21 protein-coding genes are annotated in these 20,309 nt (G+C 43.5%); 19 read left to right on the plus strand and 2 right to left on the minus strand.

Going from position 1 to position 20,309, the window contains the following annotated elements; translation table 11 throughout:
- The first annotated feature begins 53 nt into the window (after positions 1-53).
- The gene (locus NSQ12_RS07970) at positions 54-299 is read left to right on the plus strand and encodes a YkuS family protein (protein WP_003232382.1); all 246 of its coding nucleotides are present in this window, start codon (positions 54-56) and stop codon (positions 297-299) included.
- Between the two features lie 36 nt (positions 300-335).
- On the opposite strand, the gene mscT is transcribed toward NSQ12_RS07970, so the two are convergent.
- Positions 336-1,139, minus strand: a complete 804-nt coding sequence (gene mscT, locus NSQ12_RS07975; protein ID WP_003244994.1) for a small-conductance mechanosensitive channel protein MscT — start codon at positions 1,137-1,139, stop codon at positions 336-338.
- A 236-nt stretch (positions 1,140-1,375) separates the two neighbouring features.
- On the opposite strand from mscT, the gene ahpA reads away from it, so the two are divergent.
- From ahpA to rok, 3 genes are all read left to right on the plus strand, one after another.
- Positions 1,376-1,918 (plus strand): biofilm-specific peroxidase AhpA, encoded by a 543-nt coding sequence (gene ahpA, locus NSQ12_RS07980; protein ID WP_003245371.1) that lies wholly within the window; start codon positions 1,376-1,378, stop codon positions 1,916-1,918.
- Positions 1,919-1,986: 68 nt separating this feature from the next.
- The gene (gene ykuV, locus NSQ12_RS07985) at positions 1,987-2,433 is read left to right on the plus strand and encodes a thiol-disulfide oxidoreductase YkuV (RefSeq protein WP_088325783.1); all 447 of its coding nucleotides are present in this window, start codon (positions 1,987-1,989) and stop codon (positions 2,431-2,433) included.
- 465 nt (positions 2,434-2,898) lie between these two features.
- Positions 2,899-3,474 carry a transcriptional regulator Rok gene (rok, locus tag NSQ12_RS07990; RefSeq protein ID WP_003232378.1) on the plus strand — a complete coding sequence of 192 codons (576 nt, stop codon included), beginning with the start codon at positions 2,899-2,901 and terminating at the stop codon, positions 3,472-3,474.
- A 40-nt stretch (positions 3,475-3,514) separates the two neighbouring features.
- Here rok and cse15 read toward each other — a convergent pair whose 3' ends face one another.
- Positions 3,515-4,480: a spore protein Cse15 gene (cse15, locus tag NSQ12_RS07995; RefSeq protein WP_076457764.1), complete on the minus strand. Its 966-nt coding sequence runs from the start codon at positions 4,478-4,480 to the stop codon at positions 3,515-3,517.
- A gap of 136 nt (positions 4,481-4,616) precedes the next feature.
- Between cse15 and NSQ12_RS08000 the strand changes: the two genes are divergently transcribed.
- From NSQ12_RS08000 to NSQ12_RS08070, 15 genes are all read left to right on the plus strand, one after another.
- The gene (locus tag NSQ12_RS08000) at positions 4,617-5,216 is read left to right on the plus strand and encodes a molybdenum cofactor guanylyltransferase (protein ID WP_003232376.1); all 600 of its coding nucleotides are present in this window, start codon (positions 4,617-4,619) and stop codon (positions 5,214-5,216) included.
- A 50-nt stretch (positions 5,217-5,266) separates the two neighbouring features.
- Positions 5,267-6,286, plus strand: a complete 1,020-nt coding sequence (locus tag NSQ12_RS08005) for a molybdopterin-synthase adenylyltransferase MoeB (protein WP_032721477.1) — start codon at positions 5,267-5,269, stop codon at positions 6,284-6,286.
- A gap of 17 nt (positions 6,287-6,303) precedes the next feature.
- On the plus strand, positions 6,304-7,596 hold the full coding sequence (gene glp, locus NSQ12_RS08010) for a gephyrin-like molybdotransferase Glp (RefSeq protein ID WP_029317736.1): 1,293 nt from the start codon (positions 6,304-6,306) through the stop codon (positions 7,594-7,596).
- Complete coding sequence (gene mobB / locus NSQ12_RS08015; protein ID WP_042974935.1) at positions 7,557-8,078, plus strand: molybdopterin-guanine dinucleotide biosynthesis protein B; 522 nt, start codon at positions 7,557-7,559, stop codon at positions 8,076-8,078. The genes glp and mobB overlap by 40 nt, the downstream gene beginning before the upstream one ends.
- A complete protein-coding gene (locus NSQ12_RS08020) occupies positions 8,078-8,551 on the plus strand; it encodes a molybdenum cofactor biosynthesis protein MoaE (RefSeq protein WP_015715811.1) in 474 nt (157 codons plus the stop codon). Before mobB ends, NSQ12_RS08020 begins: the two co-directional genes overlap by 1 nt.
- Positions 8,544-8,777: a molybdopterin converting factor subunit 1 gene (gene moaD, locus NSQ12_RS08025; protein ID WP_230488533.1), complete on the plus strand. Its 234-nt coding sequence runs from the start codon at positions 8,544-8,546 to the stop codon at positions 8,775-8,777. Before NSQ12_RS08020 ends, moaD begins: the two co-directional genes overlap by 8 nt.
- 223 nt (positions 8,778-9,000) lie before the next feature.
- On the plus strand, positions 9,001-10,758 hold the full coding sequence (locus tag NSQ12_RS08030; RefSeq protein WP_029317738.1) for an ABC transporter ATP-binding protein: 1,758 nt from the start codon (positions 9,001-9,003) through the stop codon (positions 10,756-10,758).
- An 11-nt stretch (positions 10,759-10,769) separates the two neighbouring features.
- Positions 10,770-12,584: an ABC transporter ATP-binding protein gene (locus tag NSQ12_RS08035; protein ID WP_230488532.1), complete on the plus strand. Its 1,815-nt coding sequence runs from the start codon at positions 10,770-10,772 to the stop codon at positions 12,582-12,584.
- Between the two features lie 109 nt (positions 12,585-12,693).
- Complete coding sequence (gene yknW, locus NSQ12_RS08040; protein ID WP_014479677.1) at positions 12,694-13,389, plus strand: toxin SDP protection protein YknW; 696 nt, start codon at positions 12,694-12,696, stop codon at positions 13,387-13,389.
- Between the two features lie 4 nt (positions 13,390-13,393).
- Entirely contained in the window at positions 13,394-14,527 is a 1,134-nt protein-coding gene (locus NSQ12_RS08045; protein WP_029317740.1) for an efflux RND transporter periplasmic adaptor subunit, read from the plus strand.
- Positions 14,528-15,220 carry an ABC transporter ATP-binding protein YknY gene (gene yknY, locus NSQ12_RS08050; protein WP_003232356.1) on the plus strand — a complete coding sequence of 231 codons (693 nt, stop codon included), beginning with the start codon at positions 14,528-14,530 and terminating at the stop codon, positions 15,218-15,220.
- A complete protein-coding gene (gene skiZ, locus NSQ12_RS08055; protein WP_131227379.1) occupies positions 15,217-16,410 on the plus strand; it encodes a sporulation-delaying-protein transporter subunit SkiZ in 1,194 nt (397 codons plus the stop codon). Before yknY ends, skiZ begins: the two co-directional genes overlap by 4 nt.
- 279 nt (positions 16,411-16,689) lie before the next feature.
- Positions 16,690-17,445, plus strand: coding sequence for a DeoR/GlpR family DNA-binding transcription regulator (locus NSQ12_RS08060; RefSeq protein WP_181217040.1), 756 nt, complete (start codon positions 16,690-16,692; stop codon positions 17,443-17,445).
- Entirely contained in the window at positions 17,442-18,353 is a 912-nt protein-coding gene (gene pfkB, locus NSQ12_RS08065; RefSeq protein ID WP_033883800.1) for a 1-phosphofructokinase, read from the plus strand. The genes NSQ12_RS08060 and pfkB overlap by 4 nt, the downstream gene beginning before the upstream one ends.
- A 14-nt stretch (positions 18,354-18,367) precedes the next feature.
- Positions 18,368-20,275, plus strand: coding sequence for a PTS fructose transporter subunit IIABC (locus NSQ12_RS08070; protein WP_003232350.1), 1,908 nt, complete (start codon positions 18,368-18,370; stop codon positions 20,273-20,275).
- Positions 20,276-20,309: the final 34 nt, after the last annotated feature.

The raw sequence follows: 20,309 nt of genomic DNA on the forward strand, positions 1-20,309 counted from the left end.
GAAAGAATAAAATTCCATAAAATGAGCACTCTAGTAAACGGAGGTGTTCAAAAATGGCTAAAAAAATTGGAATTGAACAATCATTATCAGATGTAGAAGCTGCTTTAAAAGAAAAAGGATATGACGTTGTAATGATGAAAAGCCCTGCTGATGCTCAAGGCTGTGACTGCTGTGTCGTAACAGGTCTTGATAATAATGTGCAAGGGATAGCCGATACGGTAACACAAGCACCTGTCATTACAGCTTCCGGGATGACGGCTGAAGAAATTTGCAGCGAAGTTGAAAGCAGAATTCAGTAATATAAAAACCGAAGCAAAAAGCTTCGGTTCTTTTATTTATTCTGTTTCTTTAGGGAAAGCGCGGTCGAACGCGTTCTTTATTTCTTTTCTCAACACTCGTTCGACTCGCCACTGTTCCATATTTTCTGTTTTGGCAATGACCCTGATTACAATTTCAGAAGTCCCCAGTTCTTGAATCCCGATGACATTTGGGCCTTCTTTTATTTGTGGAAGAGCCGCTGCCGTCTCATCACAAACCTGCTGTAAAATATGAATCATTTCATCAATATTTCTTTCAGCCGGCACTTTAATGTCAACAAGAGCCTGCATGGTACCACGAGAATGATTGCTCACGTTTGTGATGTTTCTGTTGGGGATGTAATGCAGTGTTCCGTCAAAGCTGCGGATTTGAGTTGTCCTTAAGCCAACCTGCTCGACAATTCCGTCAAAGGTGGAAACGGTAATATAATCTCCGACATCCAATTGTTTCTCAAGCAAAATAAAAAAACCTGTCACGATATCACTGACAAGCCCTTGGGCGCCAAATCCGACAGCCAGGCCGACGATTCCTGCCCCCGCTAAAAGAGCGCTTGGATCATAATGAAACAAATCTAGAACCATGACGAAAAATATGAAAATCAATGTATAAGCAAATATGTTAAGAGTCAGGCTTCGGAGCGTATGTGCACGTCCGATAGACAAGCTATTCTGCTCCTCGAATTTTGCAAACAGATGTTTAATGATTTTCATGCCTAATGATCGAACGATAAAATAGAGCAATATCATAATGGCGAGTTTAATGAGCAGAACACCGGCATTTGTAATCAGTCCCGCCCAATCATATTGTTTAATAAAGTCCATGTTGAGCTCCTTTTCTAATTGATTGCTGCACATTGAGACTAGTTACCCTGTACATGACCATGTTAAACGTTTTATTCAAAAATGTCGAAGCCAAAGACATACATGATTTGTTAAAAATTGACTCAGGGAATCTGCTTTTATATAATAGCATTGCAATATAACTAAAAATGGTTAATCACCCTTTATTTTCATGCGATTTTGACCTTTAAGCCAAACAATAAATTGGAGGGATACATATGGCAGAACGTATGGTAGGTAAACAAGCTCCTCGTTTTGAAATGGAAGCAGTCCTTGCAAGCAAAGAATTCGGCAAAGTAAGTCTTGAGGAAAACATGAAAAACGACAAATGGACAGTGCTATTCTTCTATCCAATGGACTTTACTTTTGTTTGTCCGACAGAAATTACAGCAATGTCTGACCGCTATGACGAGTTCGAAGATCTTGATGCAGAAGTCATCGGGGTTTCAACTGATACCATCCATACTCATTTAGCTTGGATCAATACAGACCGCAAAGAAAACGGTCTTGGCCAGCTGAAATACCCGCTTGCTGCTGATACAAACCATGAGGTATCCCGGGAATATGGCGTTTTAATCGAAGAAGAAGGTGTGGCTTTGCGCGGATTGTTTATTATTAATCCTGAAGGGGAGCTCCAATACCAAACTGTTTTCCATAACAACATTGGGCGTGATGTGGATGAAACGCTTCGTGTTCTTCAGGCGCTGCAGACTGGCGGACTCTGTCCGGCTAACTGGAAACCAGGCCAAAAAACACTGTAAATCTTTCTAAGAACGAAAAAGGTTTAGCATATTTGTTAGGCTTTTCTGTTTAATAGGAGGGAAATGCAATGAAATTACGTCAGCCAATGCCTGAATTGACGGGAGAAAAAGCTTGGTTAAATGGTGAAGTGACGAGAGAGCAATTGATCGGGGAAAAGCCGACGCTTATTCATTTCTGGTCCATCAGCTGTCACTTGTGTAAAGAAGCGATGCCGCAAGTGAATGAATTTCGTGATAAATATAAAGATCAACTGAATGTTGTAGCTGTGCATATGCCCCGTTCCGAAGATGATCTTGACCTTGGTAAAATTAAAGAAACAGCCGCTGAACACGATATCACTCAGCCGATTTTTGTTGACAGTGACCATGCTTTAACCGATGTATTTGAAAATGAATATGTACCTGCATATTATGTGTTTGATAAAACAGGACAGCTCCGTCACTTCCAAGCCGGCGGGAGCGGTATGAAAATGCTTGAAAAACGTGTGAACCGCGTTCTGGCTGAAACGGAATAGGCATCTGACTAAATAGTATTTCCTAAAAACCTGATCACATCAGGTTTTTTATTTGTGCAAAAAGCAATGGAAGAAGAGTAAGAAGCTTATTTTTCCAAATTTGGGTATATGAATTGATGATTTGATTGATTGATACGCTAAAAAACACAGCTAATTTTTGATGTTTTTCCTCAATTTTAGATAAATCTCATATCTCATAACTCGAAAATTGTAGATATTACACTAAATTTCTTTAAAGAAGTAAGTAAAATATATATTTTCAACATTATACCAAATAAACTAGAAAGACCCTTGACCCCTTGAGAATAAAGGACTCTTTTGAAAAATAAAATTTTTTCAGAAAATAAGGAATTTTTCATAGAGTAAATATAATAGTAAAATGCTAAAATAATAGTTGATAAAATTACTTTTGTAATCTAATATCTTAATTAAAGATGTTAATTTTGATAGGGGGTACATTGAGGAATGTTTAATGAAAGAGAAGCTTTGCGCTTGCGGTTAGAACAATTAAATGAAGCTGAAGTGAAAGTCATTCGTGAATATCAAATTGAACGTGATAAAATATACGCAAAATTAAGAGAGCTGGACAGAAATGGAAGCCCTTCCGAAATCAAAAAGGATTTCCGTTCTGAAAAAAAACCTGACTCTCTGCCGGTTCTCGCTGAGCTTGCGGCTCAGGAAATCAGAAGCTATCAGCCGCAATCACAGCAGCAGTCTGTTCAGCCTCAGCTTCAATCTATTTCCTCTCTTCCTGCCGGTATACCAGACGGAACAACACGAAGAAGAAGAGGAACGGCAAGACCGGGATCAAAAGCAGCTAAGCTGCGTGAAGCTGCTATTAAAACATTAAAACGCCACAACGCGGCGATTAAGAGCTCGGAGCTTCAAAAAGAGATTGAAAAAGAAAGCGGTCTTGAAATCCCTAATATGACAACGTTTATGCAAAGCTTAATTAAAATGTACCCGGAAGTGAAAAAACCATATCGCGGGCAGTACATTTTAGAGGGTGAAATCGAATCTGCTGAATCAGCTAATGAATAAATATAAAGAAAAACTGCTTGGCATCGCTCAAGCAGTTTTTTTATTGAGGTTTTTTCTGTGAAGGTTTGTTTTCTTTTTCAAGATTAAGCTTATACACCCACTTTTGATAAGGCTTTTCTTCAGCGGCTCTGTTTTTCAGCTCTTCGATTGTATGGCTCTTGGCCTGGTCTGATGATTGGGCGCGGGCAAGCTGTTTTTGAAGCACATGTATCTGTTTGGTGACATCTTCAAGGATAGTCTCTACATGGTATGGCTGCGCGTAGGCCGCTGGAGCTTCTTCTTCCGTTTTTTCTTTTTGTTTCGTGCCGCCATCAATATCGGCAAAATGAGAAGCAATCCAGGCATCGCTTTCATCAAGCTGCCGTTTATACGATATAATAGTTTCGTGAAATAATTTTTCTTTCGTTTTTTCTATGTCTAGCAGTCTTTCTTTCGTTTCTATGATTCGATCTTTCATATGATCAACTTCTATTTTAATATGTTTTAGCTGATATTCTTTTTCTACCATTTGCTCTTTTAGACGCCCATTTTCGGCTTTTATCAATTCGGCTTGCTGTTTTGCCTGAAGCAGTGCATTTTGTTCCTGCTCAATCGAGGCTTGAAGTTCGCTGATCCGTTTATGAAGATTTTTATTTTCTTCTTCGATTTTGACTTTAGCAATATGAAGTTTATGTTTTTCTTCGATTTCGGCTCTGCGTTTATAGGTTTCAGCAGATAGAAGCTCCTGCAAAACAACGATTTTATCAAGCAGTTCAGCTCTTATTTGGTGCAGGGTTTGGCTGGTGTGGGAGGCATGTTTTTCTTTTGTTGACATATGTGTTAATTCGGCAGACAGCTGCTGGAGTTTTTCTTTCATATCGGTATTTTCTTTGAGCAGTTTGTTATTTTTCTGATGAAAGTAGCTTGCTTCAAGTTCAGCAATCAGCTTATGGCACCTTGAAAGCTCGGATTTTAAATAAAGGTTCTCCTGAGACACGTCGTGGAAAAAAGGACCTGATCTTTTCATTCGAACCATCTCCCTCATGATGTTAACACTACAATATGCAAATACTGAACAGCTATTCCTCTTTAATAAACAGACAAGCAGTAGCGTTGAGCCTTTGCTTTTGCTATGCTTTTAACGAAACTAGAGGTGAGATGATATGAAGCATGTAAACGTACTGCTGGCAGGGGGAGCCTCACGTCGCTTTGGAGAACCGAAGGCGTTTGTCAAATGGAAGGGCAGGATGCTTTACGAATGCGCTAAAGAGGCACTTGGAGAACAAACGGTTATCATCAGCCGTCCCGAATTTATTGATAGATTTCAAGAAAACGGTGAAAATGAAGTGTATCAAGATGCTGAGCCATTTCAAGGCATGGGGCCATTGGCTGGTATATATACCGCTTTTAAAAAGACAGACGGTGATCTTTATACTGTTCTTTCCTGTGACACACCGCTGATACAAAGAAGGACGATGCTGGAGCTCAAACGTCTGATGATTGCCGGTGCGGACGCGGTAGTCCCAATTTCAGACGGACAAGTGCAGCCATTGATTGCGATTTACCACAAACGTATCATGCCAGTTCTATACGATCAGCTTTCTGAGAAGAGGTTGAGAATATCAGATTTATTAGGCAGAATTTCGGTTTGTTACGTACAGGCTGAAAATATCGGAGCAAACCCGGCAGAGTTTATCAACATTAATACACGTGATGATTTTAGCTGTTTGGAAGAAAAATCGAACTCCCTCAAGCGGGACTGACGGGGCAATAACATGATAAGATGACATAAAAGATAAGGAGAACAGGTTTGATGGAGGAACGTTATTCACGGCAAATCAGATTTAAGCAAATTGGGGAAGAGGGCCAGAAAAGACTGGCAGACAGCCATGTGCTGATTGTCGGAGCGGGAGCGCTCGGCACTGCAGGAGCTGAAGGGCTTTCGAGAGCGGGAGTCGGTACGATTACCATTATTGACCGTGACTATGTGGAGTGGAGCAATCTTCAAAGGCAGCAGCTTTATACAGAAAGCGATGCCAAACTCCGCATGCCGAAAGCCATGGCTGCCAAAGAGCATCTATCAGCGATTAACAGCGAGATACATATTGAGGCGTATGTTACCGAAGGAACAGCCGAAACGCTTGAGCCGCTGATTGAAAAAGCAGATGTCGTGATTGACGCGACAGATAATTTTGAAACCCGCATGCTGATAAACGATCTTGCCCAGAAAACAAAGACACCTTGGGTCTATGGCGCCTGTGTAAGCAGCCAGGGAATGTTCATGACTGTCATTCCCGGAGAAACCCCTTGTCTGTCTTGTTTGTTTGAGCAAATTCCTGTTGGCGGGGCGACGTGTGATACTGCCGGTATTATTCCGCCTGCTGTGCATATCGTTTCAGCATATCAGCAGGCTGAGGCATTTAAGCTGTTAACCGGCCAAATAGAAGCAATACAGCGGGGTTTTGTGACATTTGATGTCTGGAACAATTCGCATATGAAGATTAACGTTAATCATGTACGCCATGAGGAATGCCCATCTTGCGGAGCAAATGCGGTATATCCTTATCTTCAGGATTGGAACACACCAAAAGCTGCTGTACTATGCGGCCGTGATACAGTGCAGGTAAGGTCAGAATCATTAAAAAGAATCCCGAAACAGGAGCTCATTAAGCGGCTGAAAACAATCGGCAAGGTCGAGGCTAATGCGTTTTTGCTGCATATTTTTTACGAGGATTTCAGAATTGTCATTTTCAATGACGGACGGGCACTGGTGCATGGAACAAATGATGTGAAAGAAGCCAACTCCGTGTTGGCAAGAGTGATTGGACTGTAACAACAGGAGGGGTCAGAATGCTGGAGAAAAGAACACCGATACCGGTAGACGAGGCAGTTCGGCGTGTCTGCCATTTTCAAAAACAAGGTGAAACAGAATGGGTGGCGCTTGAAGACAGCCTTCATCGGTTTTTAGCCGAAGATATAACTGCGGATCACCACGTCCCTGCGTTTGACCGTTCGCCATACGATGGTTTTGCTGTCAGAGCGTGCGATACGGCAGAAGCTTCACGTGAAAACCCAGTTCGGTTTGAAGTTATTGACCATATTGGAGCAGGAGCAGTATCTGAAAAAGAACTTGGCCCGTTTCAGGCCGTGCGGATTATGACTGGCGCGCAAATCCCTGAAGGGGCAGATGCAGTCGTCATGATTGAATTGACTCAAACCTTTGAGGAGAATGGGAAGTCATTTATGTCTTTAAAACGCCGCTTTCAGACGGGGGATAATATTTCAAAAACAGGTGAGGACGCTCAAAAAGGGAGTGTTTTACTGACAAAGGGCACCCGGGTGACACCAGGAGTGACGGCTCTTTTGGCAACATTCGGATACGCATCTGTGCCTGTCGTGAGAAAGCCTGTAGTCGGGATTATCGCAACCGGTACCGAATTGCTGAATGTCAGTGATCCGCTGGAACCGGGAAAAATCCGCAACAGCAATGCGAGTATGGTATATGCGCAAGCGATAGAAGCAGGCGCAACACCGCTTTATTTAGGGAAAATCTCTGATGAACTGGATAAAAGCTTTGCTGCAGTTAAAGAAGCGATGAAAAAAGTGGATTTCCTGATCACAACTGGCGGTGTGTCAGTCGGTGACTTTGACTTTTTGCCTGCGATCTATGAAAAACTCGGAGCGGACGTGCTGTTTAATAAAGTTGCCATGCGCCCGGGCAGCGTGACAACGGTGGCGCATGCAAACGATATGCTGCTGTTTGGCCTTTCAGGTAATCCGTCGGCATGCTATGTCGGTTTTGAACTGTTTGTCAAACCGATAATCCAGACATGGCTGCTCAATGAAACACCGCATTCAATTTGTGCGGAAGCAGTTTTGACCAAGGATTTTCCGAAGCCGAACCCATTTACCCGATTTGTTCGTGCGCTCGTGCACCATCAGGAAGGGAAGCTGTTGGCGACACCCGTTGGCTTAGATAAGTCGAGCTCTGTCACATCACTTGCAGATGCCAATGCATTTATTATCCTGCCGGGCGGCACGCGAGGCTACGAATCTGGCAGAACGGTTCAAGTACTGCTCATCAGAGAAGAGAATGGAAGTGAATGGCCTTGGTCCGTCCTTTCCCGATCGTCCAAGTTGTAGGATTTCAAAACAGCGGGAAAACAACGTTTATTGAGCGCATTCTTGAAAAAGCCTCTGAACAGGGAGTCCATTTGGGCTGCCTGAAGCATCATGGTCACGGCGGTGAACCGCAAACGCTCACGGAAGGAAAAGACACGGACCGTTACAAGGCGGCAGGTGCTGGTGTAACAGCGGTAGAAGGTGCTGGTGTGTTACAGCTGACTGCCCGCCGCAATTGGGATTTGGCACGGCTAATCGAGTTATACCAATTTCTCGAAACAGACTGTCTTCTGATTGAAGGCTTTAAAAAAGCCCCTTATCCTAAAGTGGTTATCCTAAGTGAAAAGGAAGATCTGGAAGCGCTGCAAGCAGTAAATATAATCGCCATCATCTATAGAAAAAAAGAGCATATGACAGAGCATCAGGGATTACCCGTTTTTCATGCGGATGATCCGGTTGCCGTGGATTTTGTGCTTTCACAGCTGAAGGGGGAGTCTGCATAATGGAACGGTTTGAGATTACGAAAACACCCATTAATACTGAAGACATCATCAAAAAAGTGGAGAAACGGGAAGCAGGAGCCATTACGACATTTATTGGTACGGTTCGGGAATGGACAAACGGAAAAAGAACGGTTCGGCTTGAATATGAGGCATATGAACCGATGGCCGTGCAAATGCTTGCTCAAATCGGCGCTGAAATCGAAGAAAAATGGGAAGGTGCCTCAGCTGCGATCACGCACCGTATAGGTGTGCTCGATATCGGTGAAGCAGCGGTGGTGATTGCTGTATCTTCTCCCCATCGAAAAGCCGCATATGAAGCCAATGAGTATGCGATTGAACGAATTAAACAGATTGTGCCGATTTGGAAAAAAGAAATTTGGGAAGACGGTGAGCAATGGATCGGCGACCAGCTAGAAACGACAGCTTATCCGAACGGAAAACCAGACCTAAGCGAGGGAGAGCAGCATGATTAAAATTCTTTTATTTGCAGGGCTTGCTGAACAGGCCGGTACACTAGCAATAGAAATAGATATGGAACAAGCAACCACAGATGAAATAAAAGCGAGTCTAAAAGAACAATACGGTCTTGAATCTATTGATACGGCTATGATTGCCGTTAACGAAAGCTATGTAAAAGAAAATACCTCTGTATCTTCAGGTGACACGGTAGCCATCATACCGCCGGTCAGCGGGGGATGAAAACCGGACGGCATTTCAGCCGTCCGGTTTTTCTGTATTTCATTGGCATATCCCCGAGTATCCCCAGCATACAATGATTTTCTGTAAGCGTTTATTCTACATATGTTACTCCCTATAAAGTAAGAGACTCACTCCATAATTAGACTGAAATTTTGAAAAATAATAGAAATTTATTTCGGGTATCGATATAGTGAAGATGATAAATGTTGGAAAGGTGCTGGATATGGAGACATTTAAAAGATTAAAAATGTATTATTGGCCGTACAGAAAAGTGTTTATGTGGTCGCTTCTAGCCATGCTTTTGATGACTGCAATTACTGTCGTTTATCCGATTATCCTGCAAATTACAATTGATGAGATCGTGCTGGGACGGCAGTATCAGCTTGCGGCGTGGGTCAGCTTAGGATTTATTGCGGTAATGGTTTTGAAAGGAATGGCTACCTTTTTTCATCAGTATTTAGGTGATATGTTCGGGATCAAATCCGTTTATCGGCTGAGAAATGGTCTGTATGAAAAACTGCAGCGGCTTTCTTTTTCTTACTATGATAACGCGAAAACAGGAGATTTGATGTCCAGGCTGACTGCTGATGTTGAAGGGCTTCGTTTTTTCTTATCATACGGTCTCGCTGAGCTCATTCGCTTCGGCCTGCTGGTAGCCATCAGCCTGTCGGTTATGTTTTACTATTCTGTTCCTCTCACGCTTGTGACAATAGCTGTTCTGCCATTTCTCGCGGTTGCGGTATACCGGTTTGACAAAAGAGTCCATCCCGCCTTCAGAGGCATCCGCCAATCGTTTGCGAAACTCAATACAAAAGTCCAAGAAAATATCAGCGGCATTAATACGGTTAAATCTCTTTCAAGGGAAGATTTTCAGATCAGCACTTTCAATAAAGCCAATGCAGAATACAGGGCGCAGTATTTACAAACATCATCCATCTGGTCTGCGTATTTCCCTTTAATGGAGTTCATTGGTAACATTTGTATTGTAGCTCTCCTCTCATACGGCGGTTACTTGGTTATGCAAAATCAGCTCAATCCCGGCGAGCTTGTTGCTTTCTTCAGCCTTGTCAATTATATGATGTGGCCCATTATGAACTTAGGTTTTGTCATCAATATGTTCTCTCAAGCAAAAGCGTCAGGGGAACGCCTGCTCGACATTCTGGAAAAAGAAGAAGACATTACAGATCATCCTCATGCTTTGCATAAACAAAAATTAACCGGAGATGTCCATTTCAAAAATGTTTCTCTTGCATACGGGAAAGAACAAACAAACGCGCTGTGCAATGTAAGCTTTGAGGCAAACAGCGGGAAGGTAATCGGACTGTTGGGCCCGACAGGTTCAGGCAAAAGCTCAGTGACACAGCTTCTCACCAGATTTTACAGTCCTGTTGGCGGAATGATTACCATTGATCACAAACCAATCACGGATTATTCGTTAAAAACCCTTCGCTCCAATATCGGGGTCGTACTTCAAGAATCCTTCCTGTTTTCATCTACGATTAGATCAAATATTTCGTATGGGCGGCCGGATGCCTCAATGGAAGACGTCATCGAAGCGGCAAAAAGGGCGCAGGCTCATAACTTTATTATGGAGCTTCCTGATGGGTATGACACCATGCTGGGAGAGAGGGGAATGGGGCTTTCCGGCGGGCAGAAACAGCGTATTGCCATTGCGAGAGCCATCTGCTTGAACCCGAGCATTTTAATATTGGATGATGCCACAAGTGCAGTAGATATGCAAACGGAGCACAGCATACAGCTTGCCTTAAAAGAAGTCATGAAAAACCGCACAACCTTTATCGTCGCTCACCGCATTTCTTCACTGAAACACGCCGATGAAATTCTCGTTTTTAATAAAGGGCGCATTCGTGAAAGGGGAACACATCATGAGCTTCTTGAAAAAGGCGGCTACTATAAAAAGATTTACGATTTGCAATACCGCGATGTCAAAATGATTAATGAGCCGCATGAGGTCGGATAGGGAGGGGCCAAATGAAACAAGTGAAAAAACAGGGGATTTTAGAGCGTTTCTATTACTCTTCAGATGAAATCATTGAAAAGCCGTTTAACTGGGCTCAAATGTGGCGGCTGCTGAGCTATGTCAAACCATATCGAAAAACAATTTTGCCGCTTTCTTTTCTCACCGTATTAATTGGCACTGCTGTGAAGCTTGTGATCCCCATTTTGATCGGCGTTTATGTTCTTGATCATGCGATTACAGGGAGAAACTCGGAGCTGCTGATTCAGCTCATTTTTATTATTAGCGGTTTATATGTCCTCAATTACGCCGCCAATGTGTTAAGAATCAGGTGGATGAATCAGCTTGGCCAGCATGTCATTTACGATTTGCGACAGCATTTATTTACCCATGTGCAGCGCTTATCCCATCGATTTTTTGATCAGCGGTCGGCGGGATCGATCTTAGTCAGGATCATGAATGATATTAACTCTCTTCAGGAGCTCTTTACAAGCGGAGTCATCAATTTGTTGACCGACTTGCTGCTTCTGGCCGGCGTGATTATTATTTTGTTTACGCTGAGCCCTGAGCTGACTATAGCCATCATGGTGACATTGCCGATTATGTTTTTTATTTCAACAAGTCTCAGAAAAAAAATACGCCGATCCTGGCAAACGGTACGGCTGAAGCAATCGAAGCTCAACTCTCATCTAAACGAAAGCATTCAGGGCATCCGGGTCACACAGGCATTTACGCAGGAAGAAGAAAACATGGCGTATTTTGACGGTGTCAATCAGGAGAACTACGAATCATGGCGGGAAGCAACTAGAAAAAATGCCATGTTCCGTCCGCTGGTAGAAATGACGAATGCGATTGGGACGGCTGTCTTGATTTGGTATGGAGCCACACTCATCATGAATGAAACCATTACGATTGGCGTCTTCGTTTCTTTTGCTTTCTATCTGGGAATGTTTTGGGAACCTATTTCAAGACTGGGTCAGGTCTATAATCAGCTGTTAATGGGGATGGCATCATCAGAACGGATTTTTGAGTTTCTGGACGAACAGCCAAATGTCAAGGAGAAGCCGAATGCCATTCATAATGAAAAGATAAATGGGGAGATCAGTTTTGAAGAGGTTGAATTTTCGTATGATGAAAAACGAAAAGCCCTTTACGCCATTTCTTTCTCTATTCCGGCGGGCTCGACGCTTGCGCTTGTCGGGCATACAGGGAGCGGGAAGACGACGATTGCCAATTTAATCAGCCGTTTTTATGATGCGACCGGAGGCACCATTAAAATAGACGGTATACCGATTAAGGATCTTTCCCTTGCCAGTCTGCGCTCTCAAATCAGCATTGTCCTGCAAGATACATTTATTTTCTCTGGGACCATCATGGAAAATATTCGTTTTGGAAGGCCAAATGCTTCGGATGAAGAAGTGATGAAAGCCTCCCAAGCGGTCGGAGCGGATGAGTTTATTTCCGATTTAGCGGAAGGATACGCAACAGAGGTAGAGGAAAGGGGCAGCGTACTGTCTGCCGGTCAGCGTCAGCTTATTTCATTTGCAAGAGCATTGCTCGCCGATCCGGCTATTATCATCCTTGACGAAGCAACGGCAAGCATTGATACAGAGACAGAAGTAAAAATTCAGCAAGCGTTAAAAACGCTTCTGAAAGGGCGTACAGCAGTGATGATCGCTCACAGATTGTCTACGATCCGCGACGCCGACCGCATCATTGTTCTTGATCACGGCAGGAAAATAGAAGAAGGGAACCATGATCAGCTGCTCGCTAAAGGAGGCATTTATGCCGGGCTTGTGAAAGCGCAATACAGCACAGCGATAGAATAATATGAAAAGCCTTCAATATTGAAGGCTTTTGGAAATTTATTAGAAAAACATGAAACTTTTTGATATCCTTCCCGTACTATTTGTTAGATATTCTCAAGGAGGTTTTGAAATGGAAACGAATGTAGAAAAAAACAGCGGAACGGCGACTGAAAAGCCTTCACTTTTCGGAGTAATCACAAGTCCGTCCGTTCAATTTGAAAGAATAAGAGAAAGGCCGGCTGTATGGGGACCGCTTTTGATTGTTGCAGCAATTATCATCGTCGGTGCCGTGCTGCAATCACTCGGTACGGATTATAGTGAGCTTTTGAAAAGCCAGGATACGCAAGGGCTATCTGCTGAACAAATGGAAACTGTCGCAACAATAACCAAATTTGGCGGAATGGCAGGCGCTATTATCGGCGGTATCGCAGCATTATTTATTGCCCCTCTTATTTATTGGCTCTGTGTAAAAATATCAGGCGGAGTTACGACATATAAAAAAATGCTTTCTCTCGGTCTGTTTGTCTCTTTAATTAGCAGTCTCGGATTATTGGTTAATGGAATCGTTGCTTTTACGACTGACGTGAATCCTCTTTACAGCACGACGTCACTGGCAGGGATTATCCCATCTGACGGGGCTCTTGCCAGCGTGTTAAATACCTTTGAAATTTTCAGCATCTGGAGCTTTGTATTATTAGCAATCGGACTTCACAAAACGGGAGGCATCTCCAAAAAAGCCGGGTGGATTTCAGCAATCATTCTATTCGGAATTTTAGTTGTATTTTCGCTTTTTTCAGGTTTAATCAATTCTGTGGCGGGTGCATAAGCTCATGAAAAAAGTCTGGATCGGAATTGGAATCGCAGTTATAGTCGCTCTTTTTGTTGGAATCAATATATACCGGTCTGCCGCTCCAACAAGCGGCAGCGCCGGCAAGGAGATACAGGCGGGGAGCGTTGAAGAAAATGAAATCTCATCAACGGTTATGGTTCCTGGCACGCTAAAATTTTCAAATGAACAGTATGTCTTTTATGAAGCTGATAAAGGGACATTAGAAGACATTAAAGTAAAGGAAGGCGATAAAGTTAAAAAGGGCACGCCTTTAGTCACCTATACAAATGAGCAGCTGAGCCTGGAAAAAGAACAGAACCAGTTAACGTCTGAATCCAATCGGCTTCAAATTGACCAAATTCAAGAAAAGTTAAAAGCCTTAGACAGCAAAGAAAGAGAACTGGAAAAACAGGTAGGAAAGAAAGAAGCAGAAAAACAAATCGAATCTGAACGAACAGAGCTTCAAATGCAGAAAAAAACAGCGGAGATCGAATTAAAACAAACCGAGCTTCAGCGACAGTCACTTGCCAACCGGGTATCAGATCTTGAAGTGAAAAGCGAAATTGAAGGCACCGTTATTTCTGTCAACCAAGAGGCGGCATCCAAAAAGTCAGATATTCAAGAGCCTGTCATACATATCGGCAACCCAAAAGACCTTGTCGTCTCAGGGAAATTGTCTGAATACGATACATTGAAAGTCAAAAAAGGCCAGAAGGTCACACTCACTTCAGATGTAATACAGGGTAAAACATGGAAAGGCACGGTTTCCGCAGTCGGGCTTGTTCCGGATCAGCAGGAGAGCGCTGCGGCACAAGGAACAGAACAGGCGGTCCAATACCCGCTTCAAGTGAAAATAAAAGGAAATCTTCCAGAAGGAAAGCCAGGCTTTAAATTTATCATGAATATTGAAACAGATAAACGGAAAGCAAATACGCTTCCTTCAAAGGCAGTCAAAAAAGAAGATGACCAATATTATGTGTATACAGTAAAAGACGGAAAAGCAAAGCGAGTTGATGTCAAAATCGGCGAAGTGACAGATGACCTGACAGAAATTAAAGAGGGGCTTACCCAAGATGATCAAGTCATTTTGAATCCATCTGATCAGGTGACTGACGGAATGGAAGTGAAATCTTAAATGATTCAGCTTTCTAATGTGCGAAAAAGCTACCAGATCGGAAAGGAAACGTTTGATGTTCTCCATTCTATTGATTTGGACATTCATCAAGGTGAATATGTCTCGATTATGGGGCCGTCAGGATCAGGAAAATCGACGATCATGAATATTATCGGCTGTCTTGATCGGCCGACTTCCGGTACATATCAATTGGACGGAGAAGACATTTCTTCATATAAAGATAAAGAACTGGCGGCAGTCCGTAACCGGTCCATCGGTTTTGTATTTCAGCAATTTCAGCTTCTTCCGCGGCTGAACGCAAAAAAAAATGTCGAGCTGCCGATGATTTATTCCGGGATAGGCAAAAAGGAACGTCAAGAGCGGGCTGAGAGAGCATTGGAAAAGGTCGGGTTAGCCGATCGAATGCTCCACATGCCCAACGAGCTGTCGGGCGGGCAGAAGCAGCGGGTGGCGATTGCGAGGGCGATCGTGAATGAGCCGAAATTGATTTTAGCTGATGAACCGACCGGCGCCCTGGATACGAAAACAAGCGAGGCGATTATGGATCAGTTTACAGCATTAAATGCCGAGGGAACGACAATCGTTCTGGTTACTCACGAGCCTGAAGTAGCAGATTGCACGAATCGGATCGTCATGGTGCGTGACGGAAACATTGTTCCTGCCAGCTCCGGACAAAGGAGTGTGGGAGAATGAGCCTGTTAGAAAACATCAGAATGGCTCTAAGCTCTGTCCTTGCCCATAAAATGCGTTCGATCTTAACGATGCTCGGCATTATCATTGGTGTAGGCTCTGTCATTGTTGTCGTTGCGGTAGGACAGGGCGGCGAGCAAATGCTGAAGCAGTCGATCAGCGGCCCGGGAAATACTGTGGAGCTGTACTATATGCCTAGCGACGAGGAGCTTGCAAGCAACCCGAACGCCGCAGCTGAATCTACGTTTACAGAAAACGATATTAAAGGTTTAAAAGGAATAGAAGGCATTAAACAAGTCGTTGCTTCGACTTCTGAAAGTATGAAAGCGCGTTATCACGAAGAAGAAACCGATGCTACGGTTAACGGAATAAATGATGGATACATGAATGTCAATTCTTTAGAAATCGAAAGCGGCAGAACATTTACCGACAATGACTTTCTTGCGGGGAATAGAGCCGGAATCATCTCTCAAAAGATGGCTGAAGAACTGTTCGATAAAACCTCCCCTTTAGGTGAAGTTGTCTGGATAAACGGACAGCCCGTTGAAATTATCGGCGTGCTGAAAAAAGAAACAGGCTTGCTTTCTTTCGGTTTAAGTGAAATGTATGTGCCATTTAATATGATGAAATCCTCTTTTGGCACAAGTGATTTCAGTAACGTATCATTGCAGGTCGAATCAGCAGACGACATAAAATCGGCTGGAAAAGAAGCAGTACAGCTGGTAAATGACAATCATGGCACAGAGGATTCGTATCAAGTGATGAACATGGAGGAGATTGCGGCCGGAATTGGCAAGGTAACGGCAATTATGACGACGATTATCGGCTCAATTGCAGGCATCTCTCTTTTGGTCGGCGGAATCGGTGTCATGAATATCATGCTCGTATCAGTCACAGAACGGACACGGGAAATTGGAATCAGAAAATCCCTCGGTGCGACGAGGGGACAGATTCTAACTCAGTTTTTAATTGAGTCAGTCGTATTGACGCTGATTGGCGGACTGATCGGGATTGGTATTGGATACGGAGGGGCCGCGCTTGTTTCAGCCATTGCGGGCTGGCCGTCACTCATATCCTGGCAGGTTGTATGCGGGGGCGTGCTGTTCAGTATGCTCATTGGTGTTATTTTCGGCATGCTTCCTGCAAATAAAGCCGCAAAGCTTGATCCCATTGAAGCGCTGCGTTATGAATAGCCTCATGCAACATGCATGAGGTTTTTTTATGTTTAGTGATTTCTACTATGAATATAAAAGACTTTTTTCATTAAAATAAGAAGAAAATGTCGTACAATTGTCCTTATTTTTGTCGAATTTACAGTTTACAAACCCTATAGACATACGTTAATATGGAGAAACGTGAAAGATTTTGATAGTTATTGAATGAATTTGAATGATTTTAGTTGCCTAAACCGAAAATAGCGTTTACAATGAAATTGTATTCAAAATGAATACGTTTTCATTAGGAGGTGAAGCATGCTAACTCCTGAACGGCATCAATTGATTATTGATCAAATAGAAAAGCATGATGTGGTAAAGATTCAAGAGCTTATAAATCTGACTAATGCTTCTGAATCAACAATCAGAAGAGATTTATCGACACTTGAAGAACGGGGTTTTTTAAAGCGCGTTCATGGTGGAGCGGCCAAGCTTTCCGATATCAGACTTGAACCCGATATGCTTGAAAAATCATCCAAAAACCTTCACGATAAACTGAGGATTGCTGAAAAAGCAGCTTCTCTTTTAGAAGAAGGGGATTGCATTTACCTTGATGCAGGCACGACGACATTGCACATGATTGATTTTATGGATAAAACCAAAGATATTGTCGTTGTCACAAACGGGGTAATGCATATCGATGCATTAATAAGGAAAGAAATTTCTTTTTATCTGCTTGGAGGATACGTAAAGCACAGAACGGGCGCGATTATTGGAGGCGCTTCATTGATTGCCATGGACCAGTACAGATTTGACAAGAGTTTTCTGGGGACAAACGGTGTCCATACAGAGGCTGGATTTACAACGCCGGACCCTGATGAGGCCCTTTTAAAACAGAAAGCGATCAAACAGGCAAAACACGCTTACGTCTTAGCAGACCCTTCGAAGTTCGGAGAAATTTCATTTTCGGCATTCGCCGGAATAGGCGACGCAACAATCATTACGACTGACGCTGAAGAGCTTACATTCGATAATTACCAAGAAAAAACTGTCGTAAAGGTAGTGAAACCATGATTTACACTGTAACACTTAATCCATCTGTCGATTATATAGTTCACGTTGAAGATTTTTCTGTAGGAGGCCTGAACCGTTCTTCGTATGATACCAAGTATCCAGGGGGCAAAGGCATCAACGTATCGAGACTGCTGAAAAGACACCATGTGGCGTCTAAAGCGCTCGGATTCGTCGGCGGATTTACCGGAGAATATATCAAAACATTTTTACGGGAAGAAAACCTGGAAACAGCTTTTTCTGAAGTAAAAGGGGATACCCGTATCAATGTAAAGCTGAAAACTGGTGATGAAACTGAAATTAACGGGCAGGGACCGACAATTTCGGATGAAGATTTCAAAGCCTTTTTAGAACAGTTCCAATCTTTGCAAGAGGGAGATATCGTTGTTCTTGCAGGAAGCATTCCATCTTCACTCCCTCACGATACTTATGAAAAAATCGCAGAGGCCTGCAAACAGCAGAACGCACGAGTTGTTCTGGATATCTCAGGCGAGGCTCTTTTGAAAGCAACAGAAATGAAACCATTTTTGATGAAGCCAAATCATCATGAGCTTGGAGAAATGTTCGGCACGGCCATTACATCTGTTGAGGAAGCCGTTCCTTATGGGAAAAAGCTTGTAGAACAAGGCGCTGAACATGTAATCGTATCAATGGCCGGAGACGGAGCGCTTCTGTTTACGAACGAAGCTGTTTATTTTGCTAACGTGCCAAAGGGGAAATTGGTAAACTCAGTCGGAGCAGGGGATTCCGTTGTTGCAGGTTTCCTTGCCGGAATTTCCAAACAGCTGCCGCTTGAAGAAGCATTCCGCTTAGGAGTTACTTCAGGCAGTGCTACCGCGTTCTCTGAAGAACTTGGAACAGAAGAATTTGTCCAGCAGCTTCTTCCTGAAGTTAAGGTCACACGTCTATAGAGGAGGAAACACAAGTGAAAATAACTGAGCTTTTAACGAAGCATACGATAAAGCTTAATATTGAGAGCAAAGAAAAAGAAAATGTTATTGACGAAATGGTCACTGTTCTTGATAAGGCTGGAAAGTTAAATGACCGACAAGCCTATAAAGAAGCCATTTTAAATCGCGAAAGCCAAAGCTCCACGGGTATCGGTGAAGGAATCGCTATCCCCCATGCGAAAACGGCAAGCGTTATCAACCCGGCGATCGCGTTCGGACGTTCAAAAGACGGCGTCGATTATGAATCATTAGACGGCCAGCCGGCTCACTTAGTGTTCATGATCGCGGCGACTGAAGGCGCAAACAACACTCACCTTGAAGCATTGTCAAGACTTTCAACGCTGTTAATGCGTGAAGAAATCCGTAAGCAGCTCCTTGAAGCTGAGTCTGAAGATGCCATCATCGACATTATTAATCAGCACGATAAAGATGATGACGAAGAGGAAGAGGAAGAAGAAGCGGCACCAGCACCTGCCGGAAAAGGGAAAATTTTAGCGGTTACTGCATGCCCGACAGGTATTGCCCATACATTCATGGCTGCGGATGCCCTTAAAGAAAAAGCGAAAGAGCTTGGTGTGGAAATTAAGGTCGAAACAAATGGGTCAAGCGGCATTAAGCACAAGCTCACTGCCCAAGAAATCGAAGATGCACCTGCAATCATTGTCGCAGCGGACAAGCAGGTTGAAATGGAACGTTTTAAAGGCAAGCGCGTACTTCAAGTTCCTGTAACGGCGGGTATCAGACGTCCGCAAGAGCTTATCGAAAAAGCGATGAATCAAGATGCGCCGATTTATCAAGGCAGCGGCGGCGGTTCAGCAGCTTCAAACGATGATGAAGAAGCGAAAGGCAAGTCTGGAAGCGGTATCGGAAACACGTTTTATAAGCACCTGATGAGCGGTGTCAGCAACATGCTTCCGTTCGTAGTCGGCGGCGGTATTCTCGTTGCGATTTCATTCTTCTGGGGAATTCACTCTGCTGATCCGAATGATCCTAGCTACAACACGTTTGCAGCAGCATTAAACTTTATCGGCGGCGACAATGCATTAAAACTGATTGTTGCAGTTCTGGCCGGTTTCATTGCGATGAGTATTGCAGATCGTCCTGGTTTTGCGCCTGGTATGGTCGGCGGATTTATGGCTACTCAAGCGAATGCTGGATTCTTAGGCGGCTTAATTGCCGGATTCCTTGCCGGTTATGTTGTGATTTTACTGAAAAAAGTATTTACGTTTATCCCTCAGTCACTTGATGGATTAAAACCTGTTTTGATTTACCCGCTGTTCGGTATTTTTATCACTGGCGTATTAATGCAATTTGTCGTCAATACACCTGTAGCGGCATTTATGAATTTCTTAACAAACTGGCTTGAAAGCCTTGGTACTGGAAACCTTGTGTTAATGGGTATTATCTTGGGCGGCATGATGGCGATCGATATGGGTGGCCCGCTTAATAAAGCAGCCTTTACGTTCGGTATCGCCATGATCGATGCAGGCAACTATGCGCCTCATGCAGCAATCATGGCCGGCGGTATGGTTCCTCCGCTTGGTATCGCACTTGCAACAACCATTTTCAGAAACAAATTCACTCAGCGTGACCGTGAAGCTGGTATTACATGCTATTTCATGGGAGCTGCTTTCGTAACAGAGGGAGCGATCCCATTTGCTGCGGCTGATCCGCTTCGCGTCATACCAGCTGCTGTAGTCGGTGCAGCTGTTGCCGGCGGATTAACTGAATTCTTCCGAGTAACGCTTCCGGCGCCTCATGGAGGAGTATTCGTAGCTTTCATTACAAACCATCCGATGCTTTACCTTTTAAGTATCGTGATCGGTGCTGTCGTGATGGCAATTATCCTCGGTATCGTCAAAAAACCTGTTACAGAAAAATAAGAAAAAAAGCGTCCTTGGTTCGAAAGGACGCTTT

This window comes from Bacillus sp. PS95, from assembly GCF_037963565.1.
Classification (GTDB): Bacteria; Bacillota; Bacilli; order Bacillales; family Bacillaceae; genus Bacillus; species Bacillus subtilis.